The 18,057-nt window shown below is 52.5% G+C and carries 15 protein-coding genes; 4 read left to right on the top strand and 11 right to left on the bottom strand.

Annotated elements, in window-relative coordinates; genetic code table 11:
- Window positions 1–13 precede the first annotated feature (13 nt).
- A complete protein-coding gene (locus M0R33_RS17540; RefSeq protein WP_292572224.1) occupies window positions 14–3,082 on the top strand; it encodes a CusA/CzcA family heavy metal efflux RND transporter in 3,069 nt (1,022 codons plus the stop codon).
- Window positions 3,083–3,091: 9 nt separating this feature from the next.
- The gene (locus M0R33_RS17535) at window positions 3,092–3,418 is read left to right on the top strand and encodes a P-II family nitrogen regulator (protein WP_292572221.1); all 327 of its coding nucleotides are present in this window, start codon (window positions 3,092–3,094) and stop codon (window positions 3,416–3,418) included.
- A gap of 13 nt (window positions 3,419–3,431) precedes the next feature.
- Here the strand turns inward: M0R33_RS17535 and M0R33_RS17530 are convergent, their stop codons facing one another.
- The 9 genes from M0R33_RS17530 to M0R33_RS17490 form a co-directional block, all read right to left on the bottom strand.
- Window positions 3,432–4,979 carry a sensor domain-containing diguanylate cyclase gene (locus M0R33_RS17530; protein ID WP_292572218.1) on the bottom strand — a complete coding sequence of 516 codons (1,548 nt, stop codon included), beginning with the start codon at window positions 4,977–4,979 and terminating at the stop codon, window positions 3,432–3,434.
- A gap of 93 nt (window positions 4,980–5,072) precedes the next feature.
- Window positions 5,073–5,963, bottom strand: coding sequence for a protein phosphatase 2C domain-containing protein (locus M0R33_RS17525; RefSeq protein WP_292572214.1), 891 nt, complete (start codon window positions 5,961–5,963; stop codon window positions 5,073–5,075).
- Complete coding sequence (locus tag M0R33_RS17520; RefSeq protein ID WP_292572211.1) at window positions 5,963–7,372, bottom strand: FHA domain-containing protein; 1,410 nt, start codon at window positions 7,370–7,372, stop codon at window positions 5,963–5,965. Before M0R33_RS17520 ends, M0R33_RS17525 begins: the two co-directional genes overlap by 1 nt.
- Window positions 7,373–7,375: 3 nt before the next feature.
- Window positions 7,376–7,939, bottom strand: coding sequence for an FHA domain-containing protein (locus tag M0R33_RS17515; protein WP_292572209.1), 564 nt, complete (start codon window positions 7,937–7,939; stop codon window positions 7,376–7,378).
- 44 nt (window positions 7,940–7,983) lie between these two features.
- Entirely contained in the window at window positions 7,984–9,432 is a 1,449-nt protein-coding gene (locus M0R33_RS17510; RefSeq protein WP_292572207.1) for a serine/threonine-protein kinase, read from the bottom strand.
- Window positions 9,433–9,494: 62 nt separating this feature from the next.
- The gene (locus M0R33_RS17505) at window positions 9,495–10,418 is read right to left on the bottom strand and encodes an HDOD domain-containing protein (RefSeq protein ID WP_292572205.1); all 924 of its coding nucleotides are present in this window, start codon (window positions 10,416–10,418) and stop codon (window positions 9,495–9,497) included.
- An 8-nt stretch (window positions 10,419–10,426) separates the two neighbouring features.
- The gene (locus M0R33_RS17500) at window positions 10,427–11,743 is read right to left on the bottom strand and encodes a sigma-54-dependent Fis family transcriptional regulator (protein ID WP_292572203.1); all 1,317 of its coding nucleotides are present in this window, start codon (window positions 11,741–11,743) and stop codon (window positions 10,427–10,429) included.
- A 187-nt stretch (window positions 11,744–11,930) separates the two neighbouring features.
- Window positions 11,931–14,414 (bottom strand): FtsX-like permease family protein, encoded by a 2,484-nt coding sequence (locus M0R33_RS17495; protein ID WP_292572201.1) that lies wholly within the window; start codon window positions 14,412–14,414, stop codon window positions 11,931–11,933.
- Window positions 14,411–15,100, bottom strand: a complete 690-nt coding sequence (locus M0R33_RS17490; RefSeq protein ID WP_292572199.1) for an ABC transporter ATP-binding protein — start codon at window positions 15,098–15,100, stop codon at window positions 14,411–14,413. The genes M0R33_RS17495 and M0R33_RS17490 overlap by 4 nt, the downstream gene beginning before the upstream one ends.
- A 1-nt stretch (window position 15,101) precedes the next feature.
- Between M0R33_RS17490 and M0R33_RS17485 the strand changes: the two genes are divergently transcribed.
- The gene (locus M0R33_RS17485; RefSeq protein ID WP_292572286.1) at window positions 15,102–15,704 is read left to right on the top strand and encodes an arylesterase; all 603 of its coding nucleotides are present in this window, start codon (window positions 15,102–15,104) and stop codon (window positions 15,702–15,704) included.
- A gap of 373 nt (window positions 15,705–16,077) precedes the next feature.
- Here the strand turns inward: M0R33_RS17485 and M0R33_RS17480 are convergent, their stop codons facing one another.
- Entirely contained in the window at window positions 16,078–17,361 is a 1,284-nt protein-coding gene (locus M0R33_RS17480) for a pyridoxamine 5'-phosphate oxidase family protein (protein WP_292572196.1), read from the bottom strand.
- Here M0R33_RS17480 and M0R33_RS17475 point away from each other — a divergent pair.
- The gene (locus tag M0R33_RS17475; protein WP_292572195.1) at window positions 17,360–17,518 is read left to right on the top strand and encodes a hypothetical protein; all 159 of its coding nucleotides are present in this window, start codon (window positions 17,360–17,362) and stop codon (window positions 17,516–17,518) included. The two genes, M0R33_RS17480 and M0R33_RS17475, sit on opposite strands and share 2 nt — an antisense overlap.
- Here the strand turns inward: M0R33_RS17475 and M0R33_RS17470 are convergent.
- The gene (locus M0R33_RS17470) at window positions 17,501–18,046 is read right to left on the bottom strand and encodes a peroxidase-related enzyme (protein WP_292572192.1); all 546 of its coding nucleotides are present in this window, start codon (window positions 18,044–18,046) and stop codon (window positions 17,501–17,503) included. The genes M0R33_RS17475 and M0R33_RS17470 overlap by 18 nt on opposite strands.
- Window positions 18,047–18,057: the final 11 nt, after the last annotated feature.

Below are 18,057 nucleotides of genomic sequence, written 5' to 3'. Positions count from 1 at the left end.
AGGAACCCAGACTATGATCGAGCGAATCATTGCGTTTTGCCTGCAACAACGCCTGATGGTAATCGGCGCCACACTGGCCGTTGCCGTATCCGGCGTTGTGGCTTTTGAGCAGTTACCGGTACAAGCTTTTCCCGACGTACAAAACGTCTTTGTGCAAGTGGTGACTCAATACCCCGGCCAAGCCCCGGAGGAGGTCGAAAAGCTAATTTCCCTGCCCATCGAGCGGGAAATGAACGGCTTGCCGCATTTAATGAATATGCGTTCGGTATCCATCTTCGGTTTGTCGGTGGTGACGCTGACGTTTGACGACGATGCCGAGGATTATTTCTCCCGGCAGCAAGTGCTGGAACGCCTGCAGAATGCCGATATCCCGGACGACAGCAAACCGCAATTGGGACCGCTCTCAACCGGTGTCGGCGAGATATTACGCTATGTAATCGATGCCAAGCACCTGCCGCTGGTGGAACAGCGTGCCTTGCAGGATTGGCTGATCGAGCCGCGTTTACGCACGGTGCAAGGCGTGGCCGATGTGGTGTCCTACGGCGGCGGCATCAAGGAATACAAGGTTGCCGCCAAACCGGACCGGCTGAAGAATTACAATATCTCCATCAATCAAATGTTTGACGCCATTGCCGCCAATAACACCAATACCGGTGGCGGCTATATCGAACATGGCGACGAAGCCTTGGTGGTCCGTGGGGTGGGCTTATTGAAATCCGCCGATGAAATAGGCGAGATCGTGGTCGATACTAATGATGGAGTACCGATACGCATCAAGGATGTGGCCGATATCAGCATTGGCCCGCAACCGCGCACCGGCATCGTGGCCATGAATCAACGCGACGATATCGTCGAAGGCATCGTGCTGTTAATCAAAGGTCGCGACGCAGTCGAGGTATTGAGCGGCGTCAAACAGAAAATCCAGGATCTTAACGACTTCGGCTTACCGCCCGGGGTAAAAATCACACCCATTTATGATCGTACCGAACTGGTCGGCCACACCGTGCGTACGGTGGAACACAACATGATCGAGGGCGCGGTGTTGATCATGATTATCCTGCTGGTATTCCTGCGGCGATTTTTGGCGGCCTTGTTAGTCACGTTGATCATCCCGCTATCCTTGCTGTTTGCCTTTATTCTGGTCGACCTGAATGGCATTTCCGCCAATCTGATATCGCTGGGCGCCATAGACTTCGGGATTATCGTCGACAGCGCGGTGGTGCTGGTGGAAGCGGTCATGGTGCAAGTGACGATGGATTTGAAACGCGGTGTCGATGACCGGCATTTGCGGCAATCCTTACTTACGACCGCCACCGAAATGGGTCGGCCGATTCTGTTTTCCAAAGCCATCATCATTATCGCCTTTTTGCCGATTTTCACGTTTCAGCGGGTCGAAGCGAAAATCTTCTCACCCATGGCCTTTACCCTCAGTTTTGCCTTGGTGGCGTCGATGCTGTTCAGCCTGACTTTTGTGCCGGCCATGCTGACATACTTACTGGGCCCCAAAATTGCCGAAAAACATAATCCACTGGTCGAGGCCATGGAACAGCATTATCGGCGCATTTTAGAATGGGTGTTAAAACGCGCGCGCGGCGTATTCTTCGCCGCCGTGGCTGCATTATTGCTGAGCTTTGCTTCGGTGAAACTCATCGGCACCGAATTCATGCCCAAACTCGACGAGGGCAATATTTGGCTGACCATTACCTTGCCGACGCCGGTATCGTTGACCACTGCCAAGGAGCTTGAACGCAAGGTGCGAGAAAAACTGGAAACATTTTCCGAAGCTAAAATGGTGTTGACCCAACTGGGCCGCCCCGAAGACGGCACCGATCCCAAAGGCTTCAATAACCTGGAAGTATTGATCGACCTTAAGCCTAAAGATACCTGGCGCTATAAAAATAAAGATGATTTGGTGAAAGCCATGGATCAGAAGTTGGCTATTTTTCCAGGGATTTTGACCAACTTTTCCCAGGTGATTCAAGACAACGTCGAAGAGGCCATCTCCGGCGTCAAAGGCGAAATCGCCATCAAAATTTTTGGTACCGACTTGCAAACCTTGCAGGATAGGGCTGATCAAGTCACGCATATTCTAGCTTCCATTCAAGGTGCTACCGACGTGGCCGCCGAACAGCAGGCCGGCCTGGCACAGGTGATTGTTGACATCGACCGCGCCAAGGTCTCGCGTTACGGGATTAATATCGCCGAGGTGGAGCGGGTGATGGAAATCGGTATGGGCGGCAAGGCGGCTTCGCAATTTTTAGAAGGCGAACAACGCTTTGATATTACCTTACGCTATGAAGAAAATGCCCGTAACTCGGTGGCCGGGCTGGAAAACCTGACCGTGCAGTCGCCTGGCGGCCAACGCATTCCGTTATCCGAGCTGGCTACCATCAAAGTCAATCAGGGCGCTTCCCGCATCAGCCGGGAAGACAACATGCGCCGGATTGCCATCAAATGTAACCTGATCGATCGCGACCAGGGCAGCTTTGTCGCCGAGGCCCAGCAAAAAGTGGCCGCGCAGGTGGATTTGCCGCCGGGTTATCATATCGTCTGGAGCGGACAATTCGAAAACCAGCAACGCGCCATGAAGCGACTGGCGGTGATCGTGCCCATCAGTTTGGGGCTGATTTTTGTGTTGTTGTTCTGGGCGTTCATGTCTGTTAAAAATGCCTTGCTGATTGTGATGAATGTACCGTTTGCCATGATAGGCGGCATTTTAGTTTTGCAGATTACCGGTATCAACCTTAGCGTCTCCGCGGCAGTCGGCTTTATCGCCTTGTTTGGTATTGCCGTGCAAAACGGCGTAATTTTAGTCTCGCAATTGAATAAACTGCGCCGGGAAGGCCAACCCTTGCATGATGCCATCGTTAACGGTTCCGTGAGCCGCTTGCGACCGGTGGTGATGACGGCGTTAATGGCCATGTTGGGTTTGTTTCCGGCTGCACTCTCCACCAGCGTCGGTTCGGAAACTGCCAAGCCTTTTGCCGTGGTGATTATCGGCGGACTGATCACGGCAACGCTATTGACGTTAACTTTATTACCGGCTTTGTATCGCTATTTTGCCGAAGCCAACGAGCCCTAAGGATTGTTTATGAAAGAAATACGCGCCTATATTCAACCGCATAAACTGAATCAATTAACCATGGCCTTAATGGAAATTCCGGGCTTTCCGGGCATGAGCGTCAGCGAATGCGAGGGTTTCGGACGTGAACACACCGACCATATCCAGGACTATAAACCGTTCCTGCCCCGCACCCGTCTGGAAATTTTTGCTCCCGACAGTCAAGTTGAAATCATCTTTCAGACCATCATGCGGGTCGCTCATAGCGGACATCACGGCGACGGTAAAGTCTATATTGTCGACAGTTTGGAAGGCGGTCGTATCAGCAGCGGCGAAAGGGGCGACAATTTGGGGTAGCGCGTTACCCGGATCAATCGCTGAACATCACTTTGTTCCGCCCGCCGGCTTTGGCTTGATATAAGCCTTTATCCGCCTGCCCTATCACCGAATCCAGATTGCCATGTTGCCGTGTCATCATGGCCACGCCTATCGACAACGTCACGTTTAACGACACACCGTTGTCCAGCGTCATCACACTGTCGGCCACTTGCCGCCTTAACCGTTCAGCGACTTCCATGGCCATCCGCCGATTGGTTTGCGGCAAGACAATGGCAAATTCCTCACCGCCAATGCGTCCCAATATATCGACTTCCCGCAGCATGCCTTGCATGATGCGAGCAATTTTTTGCAAGACTTTATCGCCGGCTTTGTGACCGTGCGCGTCATTGATCCGTTTAAAGAAATCGACGTCCAGCATAAATATGGCGACATCGTTGCCATAACGTTGCGCTCGGGCCAATTCATGCTCGGCCAACTGCATAAAATAGCGGCGATTGGGAATCTCGGTTAAATAATCGATATGCGCCCGCAACTCCAATTCATGTTGCAGACCTTTCAAACGGGTGATGTCCTGTACTGCGGTAATTAAACTCAAAGGGGTTTCGGTTGTATCTCTCAACAAGGCAATGGATAATTTCACCCAGGCAATAGTGCCGTCCTTACGGACATAGCGTTTTTCTAAATCGTAGCGATTAATTTCGCCTTGGCAAAACCTATTCATCAACTGAAGTTGCATAGGCAAATCGTCCGGATAAGTAATGGCTTGAAAGTTTTTTTTCTGGTTCAGCAGCTCATCCCTGCTGTAGCCGGTTATATGACAAAAAGTATCGTTGACCAGCAAAAACCGCCCATCCAATCCCACTTGCGACATCCCCACTCCCGTGGTTTCAAATATGCGCCGGAAGCGTTCCTCACTGATTTTTAAGGCGTCTTCCGTCAATTTCAATCTGCTGACATCGCTATGGGTACCGCTCATGCGCAGGGCTTTACCGTGCTCATCTCTTCGAATCACTCGGGCACAATCCAGTATCCATTTATACTCACCTTGCCGGGTTTTCATGCGGTAAATCATTTGATGCTGATCCGCCCGTCCTTCCAAAACGGCGTGAATCGATTCCCACGCAGCCGCTCTGTCGTCAGGATGCACAAAATCGCTCCACTGCTGAATCGTGAATGCGATATCGTCCAGACTATAGCCCAACATTTCCGCCCAAATGGCGTTTCTGTTGACTTCACCCGTCAACAAATCCCAGTCCCAGAAACCCAACTGGCTGCCGGCCAAAACACACAGCAGGCTCTCCTCATTTTGCTCTAATTCGGCGATATTCTTGATATGTTTGGTTAAACAGCGCCGAAACAATCCAAAAGACAGCCCGGACCCCAGCACAATAAAGCCGACATCCTTGGCAACATTAAACCATTGCCAGCTGGACGGAACGTCAGATATCAGCTGGGCCAATAAAAGCTGGGTGACTAAAAACCAACCGACCGTAAAACCGAGGAAAATCAGGGTAAACTTTTTGATCGATCTTATGAATCCCTTGAGATATCGATTACCGATCCGGTCATGTGCACTCATGACAATGCCTTAATCACTTTTGTAATCGGAACAATTCATATTGCAAACCCGGTATTTCATCACTACCTCGCGCAAAACAACATGAATATGCTGTTAAAACCGGCCAGACCAAGAAATGAAAAATAGTTGATAAACCGATAGCACCAAAAACCCCAAGCAGCCAAAAACCAACCAAGGATTTTTAAATATGCCTGTCGATGTTTTACTAGCTGATACCTCCTGCACTTGATATCCCAATATAACCGCCGTCAGATTATCCTGGCCGGCCTGCTGTTTTTGTAAGGCGATATCGCATAAGCACTTTGCGGCCTCCATGGGCATTTTTGCCAGACAAGCAATAATCTCATCGGCAGACAACACCCCGTCAACACCGTCGGAACATAGTAAAACCCTGTCATTGGCCTGCAACGACAAGGGGTTCAAATTCCGCTCGACCTCAGGCAAATAAGGTAAGCCGAGGTAATATTCCAATGCGTGACGATGGGGGTGGTTATCGGCCTGATCCTGGCTGATCAAACCCTCGTTAACTTGCGCTTGCAACTCTCTGGCAAAATTATGGTCGGCGTTCAGTTGGCTTAAACGCCCATCCCGACATAAATACAAATGACTGTCGCCGACGGCCCGCCAATACAAATGATCTTGGTGAATTACCGCTACAACCAAAGTTGTGCCCATTTCGCGAAAACTATTGTACCAATGCCCAGCATCCAAAACCGCCTGATTTGCCATATCCAGCGCTTGGTCCAAAGCGCAATCCACCGCATTATCGCTTGATTTTGCCAAATAACGGCTGACCATTTCCGTTACCGCAATATTGGCGGCTTGCGCACCATTTTGCAGACCGCCTATCCCGTCAGCGACCACGGCCAGATAGCCGCCATGCCTAATAAATGTTTCATCGGCAAAATCCGAAAAAGCAAACGCATCCTGTTGCTGCTGACGCTGCCCAATATGACTGGCATTGCCGGGGATGACCTCCATCATCAAAGTTCGACCCGCAGTTCCGTGCGGCCAAGTAGCAGTAAATCGCCGCTGCGCAAGGGATAATCGTTATGAATGGGCACGCCGTTGACCAAGGTACCGTTGGTAGAATTTAAATCGCGGGCGCTCAACTTACCCTCTTGGTTCTGCAACAGGGCATGCTGACTAGAAATCTCAACATCATCGTCTAGACATAAATCGCACTGACCGGCCCGGCCCAACGTGACACGTTCGGCAACATTCAATTGATAGTTCCGGCCTTTCTGTACACCCGACACCACCGTCAACTTCACCAGCAAGCCTGGGGCAGGCTTAGTTATCGTGGCGGGAGCCGGCGGACTAACCGCGTTCTCTTCGATAAATTGTTTCGGTTGAGCCAGACGTTGCCGGTAAACCAGCGCCAGCCCAAGGAAAAATGCCAATACAGCGACTGCAAATATCAATATCGACCATCCTGCATCGTTTTCCGCGACTGGCGGGGAATTATGCGGACGACTGGCTACGACTTTTTGCGGCAGCAAGCGCATATCGAAACCGTCGTTCAAAGTTCTTTGCCCGTCGCTCCAGGTTAAATCGATGTGGTGCAATTGCCCGTCGGCCACACAGTCCGGGCAAACGATGCGCAACCGGTAAGCCTGAGAAATTAATTGGTGTTGTGTTTCGTAAGCGTTATCCAACTGTTCCGGATCGGCTTGCACGAAATACCCGCCGGACTGGCGAGACAACATGCCTAATACTTTCAGGCCTTCTCGTTTGCTATCGTTGATAGGCTGAACCGCAAAACCAATACTGTAGATCGGCACCCGATATTCGCTATTCTGCTTAAACACCTCGTCCATCGACACGCCGTCCAGACTATCGTCTATCCCATCGCTCAACACCACTATCGCCCGGCGACTGGGTAAACCGGGCACTTGACTGCGGCCTAAACTAATCGCCTCCAGCAAGCCGTGGTACAAACTGGTTTCCATATCCCTGGTCGCCAACAAGCCAATCGCATTGTTCAACCTGAACCGGTCGTTGGTAAATTCCTGAGTATGAGTCACCTCATGCCCAAAAGTAATCAAGGCCGCCTGATCATGCGGCCCCATACCTTCCAACCAACGGTGCAGAGAACGTTTGATCTGCACCAGTTGCCGGCTGTTCAGCGACTTGGAGATATCTACCAAAAAAATATACCCTACCCCTTCCCCGGTCTTTAGAAAAGGGTCTATGGCAAGGACTTTGGCCGGGTGCGGCCCTACGCTGATATTAAATTGTTCCCGCTCAATTTGCGTATCGGCGGTTAGATTTAACCAAACCTGCAAAGTCGGTAAATGCACATGGGCCTGAATCAAGCGTAAATCGTCCACTTCCTGGGCCTGCGCCAATCCGCACAGAACCCCCAGCAATAACACGGCAAAATATCGCATAGCTTATTCCTCCTCGCTTTCCCAACTAAATTTTTCGCCGCACAGCGGCACAAACAACAGATGCGACTGACCCAGCTCGATACGGTCATAGGCCTGTAACGGCATCGGCACATCCACTTCTTCACCGTTCAAATAGGTCATGCCGCGACCATCGCCGGGGGCAATTCTGAAGCTGCCTTTCCGCGGATTAAAACTGATATAGGCATGATTTTCGCGTGATATTGCTTCATCGCCATTGATGCATATGGCCATGTCCGCTCCACGGCCGATACCGTTACGCTCGCTGCGCACCCGGTAATCCCGGCCTTTTTCCGGTCCTTGAATGCATACCAACCAGCCGACCACCGGGTCGATACCGATCTTCTTGCGCACCATCGCCACCGTCACGCCTACATCCGCTACGGCGCCGACCTGACCGCGCACTTGCGTCACCATGGCATCCGGCTCGGCCTGTGCCGTTTGCTCTTGCCCACTGGAAACGCCTAGTCCGGGCACACCGCACGAAGGACAACGACTATGTTGCTGAGCGTCGTAATAATGGCCGCGTTCACAGCGTATCAGTTTCATAACGGTCTACCTTTTCTTTGAATTTATGTTCATAGCATAGTGCGTTATTGGTTTTTTCTTAGCTCTAGGCATTCCATTGTAGCGCCCCATTCCGCACACAGGCTACGGATATGCTCTGATTGTTGGGAATCGGTCTGCTTGACCGGCGGCACCGATACGGCAAATTCCTGGCGGCGCCTTTCCTCAAAGCGCTGCAATGCGGCCTCCTGCCGCTGTTTAAGCGCTTCCGCGGCCTGACGCTCGCTTAACCGTTGTTGGGCCGGCTCGGCATCATCTGGCTGAACCGGCTCGATGGGCGGGTTGAGATGTTTCGATAAGGACTCACGCTCGCTGAGCGTCGTCGGCTTGCCTTGCTCACGACTAAACAGTATCAACGTCAAAATCACGGCAATAGCCGCCGTCAGCAGCCAACGCAGCCCCGTAATCTGGCCGGACTTACGCTGTTCGCCCGGCAAGGGCACTAAAGGGGGCTGCGGAGCTTGCTTTACAACGCTTATATTTGCCGGCGGCACCGATACCGGTTTGGATTGCAACTCGATAAATTGCTTTTGCAGCGTTTCGATACTTTGCGGCCTTTGCAATGAATGTACCGCTAAGGCCTCCAGCAGAACTTGTTCCGCCAGGGGCGGAATCATCACCCCATAATCGGCCAGTGGCTTGAGTCGATCTTGCTTCAGCCTGTCCAGGGCATCCGGCGGGGCTTGTCCGGCCAGGCAAAAATACATGCTGGCCGCCAAGCTATAGACATCCGTCCAGGGGCCTTGCCGACTATCGTCTTGATATTGTTCCTCCGGCGCAAATCCGGATTTGACCAGCACAGTCCGCGGAGGCTCTGGTTGCCCACTCCCGCTTAAACTCGCCTGCGCCGCGCCAAAATCCAATAACTTTACCCGGCCATCGCCACACAGATAAATGTTGTCCGGTGCGATATCGCGATGCAGCAATCCCGCCTTATGCACCGCCCGCAAGGCATCCATGATCTGCATGAAAATATCCAGTGTTTGGGTCCAGGCCAACCGGCCGCGCTGGTCTAAATAGCCCTTTAGGGTCTGGCCCTCCACATACTCCATCACCATGTAACCGGTGCCGAAAGCGGGAAAAAAAGATAGTACCGACACAATGCCGGGGTGCTGTTGAAATTTGGCCAGCGTTCGGGCCTCATCCAGAAAGCGGTTTAAGCCGGCGGAAAACTGCACCCCGGCCTCGCCCGCGTTTGCCAATACATGCCCGGTTTGCGGGTCGCGACCGGCAAATTCACGCGGCATATATTCCTTAATGGCCACCTTGATTTGCAAGTTGGCATCCCAACCGAGATAGGTGATGCCAAACCCACCGTATCCCAATACGCGAGCCACTTGATAAGGCGGGTTAACAACGGTACCGGGATTTAAATACAGCGCATCCACGCTCATACCCTGATACCAGCCGCACCGCGGACAAACCGATAAATTGGGCAAGGCATTTAGACAAGCGGGACAAAACGAATGGCTCATGAGGGGTTCATTAGCTGACTCGCGGCAGATGAGGCGATCATCTGCATTCCATCAGCAAGCGTTTATTGGGTGAGCATATCAGCCAGATCGGTAATGGCCACGATTTCATCCTGAAGACTATCAACTACTTCCAGTCCGATGGCCGGCTCCAGGGATAAAACGCTCCACACGTCTTCAGGACAGTTTTGATTAGCCGCATCGCCGATCCCAATCTGGCCCAACAAATAGTCATTCAGATAGGTCAAAAGGGTTAACTGATAATGATCGCCCCGGTAAAACGGATTGTGGTGATGATAGACGATATCGGTTATCAACCGCGGCAGCGACCATGCACTCATCAGCCAGGCGCCGATTTGGGTATGGTTGACTCCAAACGCAAAGGTTTCGAGGTTATAAATCGATAAACCGGGGTTGGCATTGATTAATTTATTTAAATAATCAAATTCACCAGGAAATTGGTGCCCCAATAGCGGAAAGCCGATATTGTGCAACAAGGCCGCTAGAAACACCTCCTGCGCATCAAGATTAAACTCCGCAGGCACTTTTTGCGCCAGCTTTTTCATCAGCAAGGCACTGGTCAGTGCATGAATCCAGAACATCCGGGTACCGATTACCCCCTCTTTGGGCGCCCGCAATGGCGCCAACACCGCCAACCCCAATGCCAAATCCAACACAAAGTTAAATCCCAGCACACGTACGATCGCATCGCGCACGCTGGAAATTTTGCCGCGATAGCCGTACAGCGAAGAGGTCGACCAGCGAATGATTTGCGCGGTCAGTAACGGGTCCATTTCGATAATTTCGGCCAGCTTGTCTACGTCGGCCTTGGGATCTGAAATCAAATTGATGATACGTACCGCGCTACCCGGTAATGGCGGCAACGCTCTAATACTGGAAATAGCCTCACGCATATCCATGGGTGGCGTAAACCCATTGTTTTGTGGATTAATTGCGTTAAGCGTCCAGTTGAATAACGATGACTGCATGTACGTACCTAGTTCAGATTAAGCCGATTAAGCTTACGGTATAAGGTTCTTTCGCTAATATTCATTTCGGCGGCAATTAATTTACGGTTTCCCTGGTATTTTTTGATCAAACTACCGATGAAACTGGCTTCATATTGTTCCAGTGGAGTCCTGTTATCGGTATTTTCCAGCTGCGGCGGCGCTAGGTCGACCGGACCGGGGACTAACAACTGAGCCTGCTCACCTATCATGCGCATGAAATGGATATCCGTGGGCTGAATAATGGCGCCGCTACATAAGCCGCAGGCTAAATGTAGACAGTTTTTCAATTCGCGGATATTCCCGGGCCAGCCATGTTGTATCAATTTAATTAAACCCTCACGGCTAATCGTCAAATGTTGGCCTTTTAACTGGCCAAATTGCTTTAAAAAATGATCCACCAATAGCGGAATATCTTGTTTACGGTCGCGCAACGGCGGAATATCGATCGGAAAAACCGACAGCCGATAAAACAAATCCTCGCGAAACCTGCCTTGCCTTACCATGTCCGTCAAATTTCTATGGGTTGCGCACAGTACTCTGACATTGGCCTTCAGCGTGATGGTGCCGCCCACCCGCCGAAACTGTCCGCTTTCCAATGCCCGCAACAATTTGGCTTGTTGCGAAATAGGTAACTCGCCAATTTCGTCCAGAAATAAAGTCCCGTTATCGGCCAGTTCGAATAATCCTTTCTTACTGGAAGCCGCTCCGGTAAAAGCACCTTTTTCATGGCCAAATAATTCGCTTTCAAATAAATCCTCACCAAACACAGTGCAATCGGCGATGACAAACTCGCCCTGCGCATGCTGTGAATGACGATGAATAAATTCAGCAGCAAGTTCCTTGCCAGTGCCCGTTTCACCCAATAGTAATACCGGAGCCTGAATGCCCGCAGCTTGTTGCAATTTAGTTTTCAACAGTAAGAAAGGTTCGCTGTTACCCGCCATACCGCTCTGGTGGACTTCGTCGCCTTTTTTATGCAACAGGCTTTGCGACTCGCCTAAATACAAGCGCCCATCGGCATCCAGCAACGGATATCCCCGCACATTCAGCAGTTTTTTATCCTTTCCGCGCCCTTCAAACTCGAATATACCTGTATACGGCTCAAGGGTTTGAAACAAACGTTGATGCCGGCAAATCCCCTGTTGCTCACAACACGGTTTGCCGATTTGAGTTTCCCGGGCAACACCAAACGCCGTTTCCCAGGCTTGATTGACCGCCAACACATGCAAATCGGCGCTGATCACCATGAAGGGTTGTTCATGGGTTTCTAGCAACGATTCAAGTTTAAAAACACTTTGCGGCATAATCCTTACGTTAAATAATGTTCAGCTGTCTGAATTTTCATGACACCACGCCGCCTCTGTCAGTACAACCTGACAATTCTGGCAGCTATCGGCTGTACATTTTAGCCACAAAGCCAAATTTCCCAAGGTTTAAATACATATTCAGCATTTTTATTGGGCCCAGCCAACGATTTTCACCGGTAAAACATTACAAGCGGCGTAGAACTCGCAACGGCGATTGATTGACGACCTGGCGTACCCCCCAATAACCGGTAAGGCCAATCGTAAACAGGCCTATTGTTAACAATATCGCGGCTGATCGCCAGGATAATACATAGGGAATATGCATGACTCGGCTATACAACACGTACAAAATCACCTGAAAAATGATCGCCGCCAATGCGCCGGCCAAAGCTCCCATAAAACCGAATTCGACCAAATGGGTTTTTCTGAGCCAGCCGCGCCCGGCTCCCAAAGTACGCAGCAATGCCCCCTGCTGTATTCTATCGTCCAGGGTGGCATATACCGCCGCAAACAACACTGTAAACCCGGCCGCTAATGCAAAGTAGAGCAATAAGTCGATAGCCTGGGTCAATTGCATGAGTATGGTTTTAAATTGTTTCAAAATCTGATCAACCTCCAGAACGGTGATGGCCGGAAACGTTTTCAGCAGTTGATTCAACAGATTTTTCTGGGCATCCGGCAAATAAAAACTGGTCAGATAGGTAAACGGAAAATCATTCAATGTACCCGGCGAAAAAATCATATAAAAATTGGGTTTCATGGTGTCCCATTGCAGACTGCGGAGATTGGCAACCCGGGCCTTGACTTGGGCGCTGCCGACGGTAAACAGCAAATTGTCCCCCACTTTAATGCCCAGATTGTCCGCCAGCTTCTGCTCCACGGACACCCAACCGGCCTGGTCGACCGACCAGGCCTCGCCGGCGGTTATGACGTTATCTTCCGGTAACGAAGGCGCCCAGGTCAGGCTCAATTCGCGATGGATGGCGGCTTCTCCCTGGCTATCCTTGCTGACCCGTTTCTGCACTGCCTCGGCATTGATCTCGACCAAACGCCCCCTAACCACCGGATAAAATGCGCTACTGTCGATACCGGCCCGCAACAAGTCTTGCTCAAAAGCCGGCTGCTGGGCGGGGATAATATTCAGGACAAAATGATTAGGCGCATGTTCGGGCAATTGTCGCTGCCATTGATCGATTAAATCGTTGCGCACCGTAAAGCTCAAACTCATCGCCGCCAACGTGATACTGAAAGCCAAAATCTGACTGACACTGGCCCGGCTGTTACGCAACAAGCCTTGCACGCCAAACCGCCAGGGCAGCCCCAGCTTGGGCAGCAACGGTCGCAGTAATTTCAGCATGCCGGTTACCAGCAAGCCCAACACCAGCAAGGTCAAAATGCCGACACCGATGATACCGGCAGTCATTTGCCAGTCGTTGCTATAGCGCCAGATCAACATCGACATGATCGAAATAGCCAAGCCATAGATTAACCAGGCCTTAGCCGGAAGCGGCTCCAGATCCCGCTGCAACACCCGCAACGGCGAGACCTTCTGTAAACGCAGCAGAGGTGGCAAGGCGAAACCCAGTAAAATCGCCATCCCGGTGATAAAACCGAAGACCACGGCCAATAGACTCGGATTGGCCAGTTGTTGCGGCAACAAGGGCTTTAACAGATAAAACAAGCCCAGCTGCCCCAGCCAACCCAACAAACACCCGGCGGCGCTGGCCAGCGCCCCCAAAACCAAAAACTGCGCGGTGTATAACCACAGGATTTCCCGTTGTTTACAGCCCAAACAACGCAACAACGCCGAAGCATTGAAATGCCGCTCGGTATAGCGTCCGGCCGCCATAGCGATGGCCACGCCCGCTATCAAGATTACCACGATGCTGGACAAACCCAGATAACGTTCGGCCCGTTGCAACGCAGAACCCAGTTCCGGCCTGTCTTCATGAATATCCAGAATCCGCTGGGATGGATTCAGCTGCGGTTTTAACCATTTCTTAAATACGCCCAGCGGGGTTTCCCCCCCAATAAACTGATAAAAATAATGCACATGACTGCCCGGCTGAATCACCCCCGTGGCCGGCAGATCGGCCTGATTGATGATTACCCGTGGCGAAAAACTGTAAAAATCCCCGCGTTTATCCGGCTCGTAAGTCAAGATACGGGTGAGCTGCAACGGTTTCTCGCCGACTGTCAACATATCTCCCAACTGTAAATTCAGCGCCGACAAGATACGTTTTTCCACCCAGACCGTTCCCTGCTGGGGTCCATGGGTGATTTGGATTTCCGTAGCGCCCTCGGCTTCCTGCGTTTTTAGAAAGCCTCGCAGCGGATAACCCTGACTGACGGCCTTGATCGCCGCCAACAGCATCTGCTCGTTTTCCAACAATACGCTGCTGAATTCGGCGGTTTGCGATTGGGTTAAATTTAAGCCCTCTGCCCGCTGGCTCCAAGTATCTTCAATCGGAGTCGAACTGGTCACCACCAGATCGCCCGCCAGAAATTCGGCCGCCTGAATCGTCAAGGTACGCTGCAGTCTGTCGACAAACAAGGAAATCGTGGTGGCACTGGCGACCGCAATCAGCAATGCCAGCACCAACAAAGTCAATTCGCCGGATCGGCCATCCCGCTTCAGCAGGCGTAGCGCCAATTTAAAGCGGTTCATAGCATACTCCCCGCCGCCAGCCTGACCATGCGCCCGCAACGCGCAGCCAACGATGCATCGTGAGTGACCAGCACCAGTGTGGTATGTTGTTCCTGATTCAATTCAAACAGCAAATCGATAATATGCGCACCGGTCTTGCTGTCCAGATTGCCGGTCGGTTCATCGGCAAACAATATAGCCGGTTCGGTGACGAAGGCCCGAGCCAAGGCCACCCGCTGTTGCTCGCCGCCCGAAAGCTGCTTGGGGGTATGCGTGAGTCGGCGGGCCAGCCCTACCCGCGCCAACAATGCTCTTGCCGCCGCCTCGGCATCGCCGTCACCGCGCAATTCCAGCGGCAGCATGACATTCTCCAACGCCGTCAGCGCCGGCAATAATTGAAACGACTGAAACACAAACCCGACCAGTTCGTTGCGCAATGCCGCCCTGCCGTCTTCGTTCATTGCGGTCATGTCGCGACCGTTGATGGAAACCGAACCGGTAGATGGCGTATCCAGTCCTGCCAGCAGACTCAACAAGGTGGTTTTACCGGAACCGGACTCGCCGACGATGGCAATACTCTCGCCCGGCTTGATGATTAAGTCCACCGATGACAAGATATGCAGCTCGCCTTCCGAAGTCGGCACCGATTTTCCCAGGTTTTGGGTCTCGATGATGAAAGGTTTGCTTTGTTCACTATGAGTTTGCATGATGTATAGCCTTGTCCTTGCCTTAATTCTCGGGTTACTGCCCATGGCCGCGATGGCCGAATCGATTGTTGTGTTAGGCGACAGTATCAGTGCCGGTTACGGCATCAATGTCGGTCAGGGTTGGGTGAGCTTGCTGCAAAAAAAGTTCAACGATAGGTACGGCAACTATATTATCAGCAATGAAAGCATCAGCGGCGATACTTCCGCGGGCGGCTTGGCGCGCATCGACCAGGCATTGGCCAGGCATAAACCAGCCATTGTGATATTGGAACTGGGCGCTAACGATGGCCTGCGCGGCCTGACGCCCCAAATCATGAAAAGCAATTTAACCGAAATGATACAACGTTCGCGCAAGGCCGGAGCCAACGTGCTGCTGCTGGGGATGAAAATCCCGCCCAATTACGGCAAGCGCTATATCGAGATGTTTTACAACGTTTATCCGCAATTATCCGCCGAATTAAAGGTACCGCTGGTACCCTTCATCATGGACGACATCGCCTTAAACCCGGAGTTGATGCAAGCCGACGGCCTGCACCCGAACGAAGCGGGACAACCGCTGATTGCCGAAAAGGTCTGGCCGTATTTACAACCGTTATTAAAGTAATGGAGGTCTAGTCTTACTAGGTTTTAGCGCCGGCAGGACGAAACAGCAATTAAACTTCCCGCAAAATGGCACCGAAGTTTATCTCTACAAAAACCCTAATTTGGCCGGATCAATCCGGCCAAAATCCGATCGTTAGGTTTCGATCGCCAACGACAGCCGCCGGAGCGATATCTGCCCGTCGGTTTGGCTATAGAGGTTGATTGCCGGCCTGACTCCAACTTTGCCGGGCGGATTATTCAATCCACCCATACCGTTTTGCCGCGCCTCTACAAGGGCTTGAAACGTTCAGGACCGGTTTACCAAACCCATCCCGCTGCCTGCCCTAATCCGCTCCCGCCAGACCAGCAAAGGCATTAAACTATGGCTCCGCCGTTTACACAAAACTTTCAAATTGCACTCGTTGGTCGGCGATCCCGAGCCGGCGGGCGGTTTGACGCACGCTGGCTATCAGGCTGGTTGGGCCGCAAACGTAAATGACGGTATCGGCGGATACGCTGCCGAGCAACGCCGATACGTCCAGTCTTGTTGGGTTTTGCGCCCGACTAAAATAAAACCGGCCTTGCTCGAAAAAATGTCGTCGCAAGTCCCCGACAAAGGCCATTTCTTGTGGCGCACGGCCACTGTAATGCAGTTGAAACTCCGCTCCCCGCGCGGCCAAGGTTTCGGCCATGGCTTTTAACGGAGTGATGCCGATGCCGCCGGCGATCAACAATGCCGGGCGCTGGTCGTCGTGCAGGGGGAAATAGTTGTGCGGCGCATCGACATTGATGCGGGTTCCCAGTTGCCAACCGTCCTGCAATGCCGACGAACCGCCTTCGCCGTCGTCCACTCTTAACACCGCGATATGGTAGCAATCCGGCTCGTCCGGCACGTCGGTCAGCGAATATGTGCGTCCGGTAATGCTACCATCGGGCAGCACGATCGGCACGCGGATATGCGCCCCGGCCCGGTAACTCGGCAGCGGTTCGCCGTCGGCATGGCGCAATTCATAGCCGCGAATGCGCGGCGTCAACTGGCGAATCCCGCTAATCGTTAACGGCAATACGCCGCTGCCGAGGGCGCTAGGAATAGTCTTATCCGCCGCTACAGATTGGCGACGGGCTTGCGCTAGCAGCGCTTCGATTTGGTTCTGGCTATAGCGTGGCGTGATATATTTAGGGCAATTCCAATCGAAGGCTTCGACCCGGATAAGGATGCCGCGCTCCACCGGGGCGCGCGAGTCGGGCAACTCCAGCTTGGCCAGCAGCGCCGGCTCGCTGCGTGCATCCACCACCCGCGCCCGACCCCAGATTTTCAAGCGTTGCCGCCCGGGGTAGTCCATTAAAATCAAACTGACCCGATCGTCGCCGCGTAAATTACCGACCGAAAGGTATTGGCGATTGCCGCTGAAATCGGCGTAGCCTATGGTCTGTTCGTCCAACACTTTCAAAAAGCCCAGCGGTCCGCCGCGATGCTGCACGTAAGGCCAACCGCTTTGACTGACCGTGGCTTGATAAAAGCTGTCGCGTTCGGCGATAAATGCCTGTTCGAAGTCGCTCAGCAACACCGTTTCGGCTTCGCCGGTCTCCGCTGTTCGATACGCGGCGCGACTACCCATTTCGGTTTGTACCGCCTGCACGTCGGGGGTGAAACTGATGTTGGCAAATGCACGGGCCATGACGCTACTCCTGCTTGGATTTGAAACCTTGGCGCTTGCCGTGACGCAGACGCCGACCACGTTGAATCAACATAGCGGCTATGATTCAACGCTAAAATCCGGGCGCAAGTCCGCGCTTGGACTTGCGCCGGAGACCTTGCTAGGCGGCCTGTTTTAGCGCCACTTTCGGAAAGTCGATATCGACCCGGCTGGCTTTGCCCAAGATATTGGTCAAGATATTCATACCGACGTGGGTGATCACCTCGACGATGTCGGCTTCGCTAAAACCTGCATCGCGCATGGATTGCAACTCGGTATGGGTGACCTCGCCCTTGTGCTCAACCAGGGCGCGGGCGAATTTGACCGCCACCGCCGCTTTGGCATCCTGGCTGGTACCGGCCCGGTTAGCTTCGATTTCCGCCCCGTTCAAACCGGTTTTGCGGCCGATGGCGGTGTGGGCGGACAGGCAGTATTCGCACTGGTTTTGCTGCGCCAGCGCCAATGCGATACGCTCGCGGGTTTCGGCATCCAGCGAACCGTGGTTGGCAATGTGATGCAAACCCAGAAAGGCTTTCAAGGCATCCGGCGAGTGGGCGAACACCCGCAAAAAGTTAGGTACCATGCCCAGTTGGCTTTGGATCGCATCCAACAGATGGCGTTGTTCGATGTTGGCGGTTTCGTTGCTGACGGTAGTAATACGGCTCATGAGTGTTCTCC

This window comes from Methylomonas sp. (genome assembly GCF_023228165.1).
In the GTDB taxonomy this organism is placed as follows: Bacteria; Pseudomonadota; Gammaproteobacteria; order Methylococcales; family Methylomonadaceae; genus Methylomonas.
Note: the sequence above shows the minus strand (reverse complement) of the source record. Positions and strands in the feature narration are given on the sequence as shown.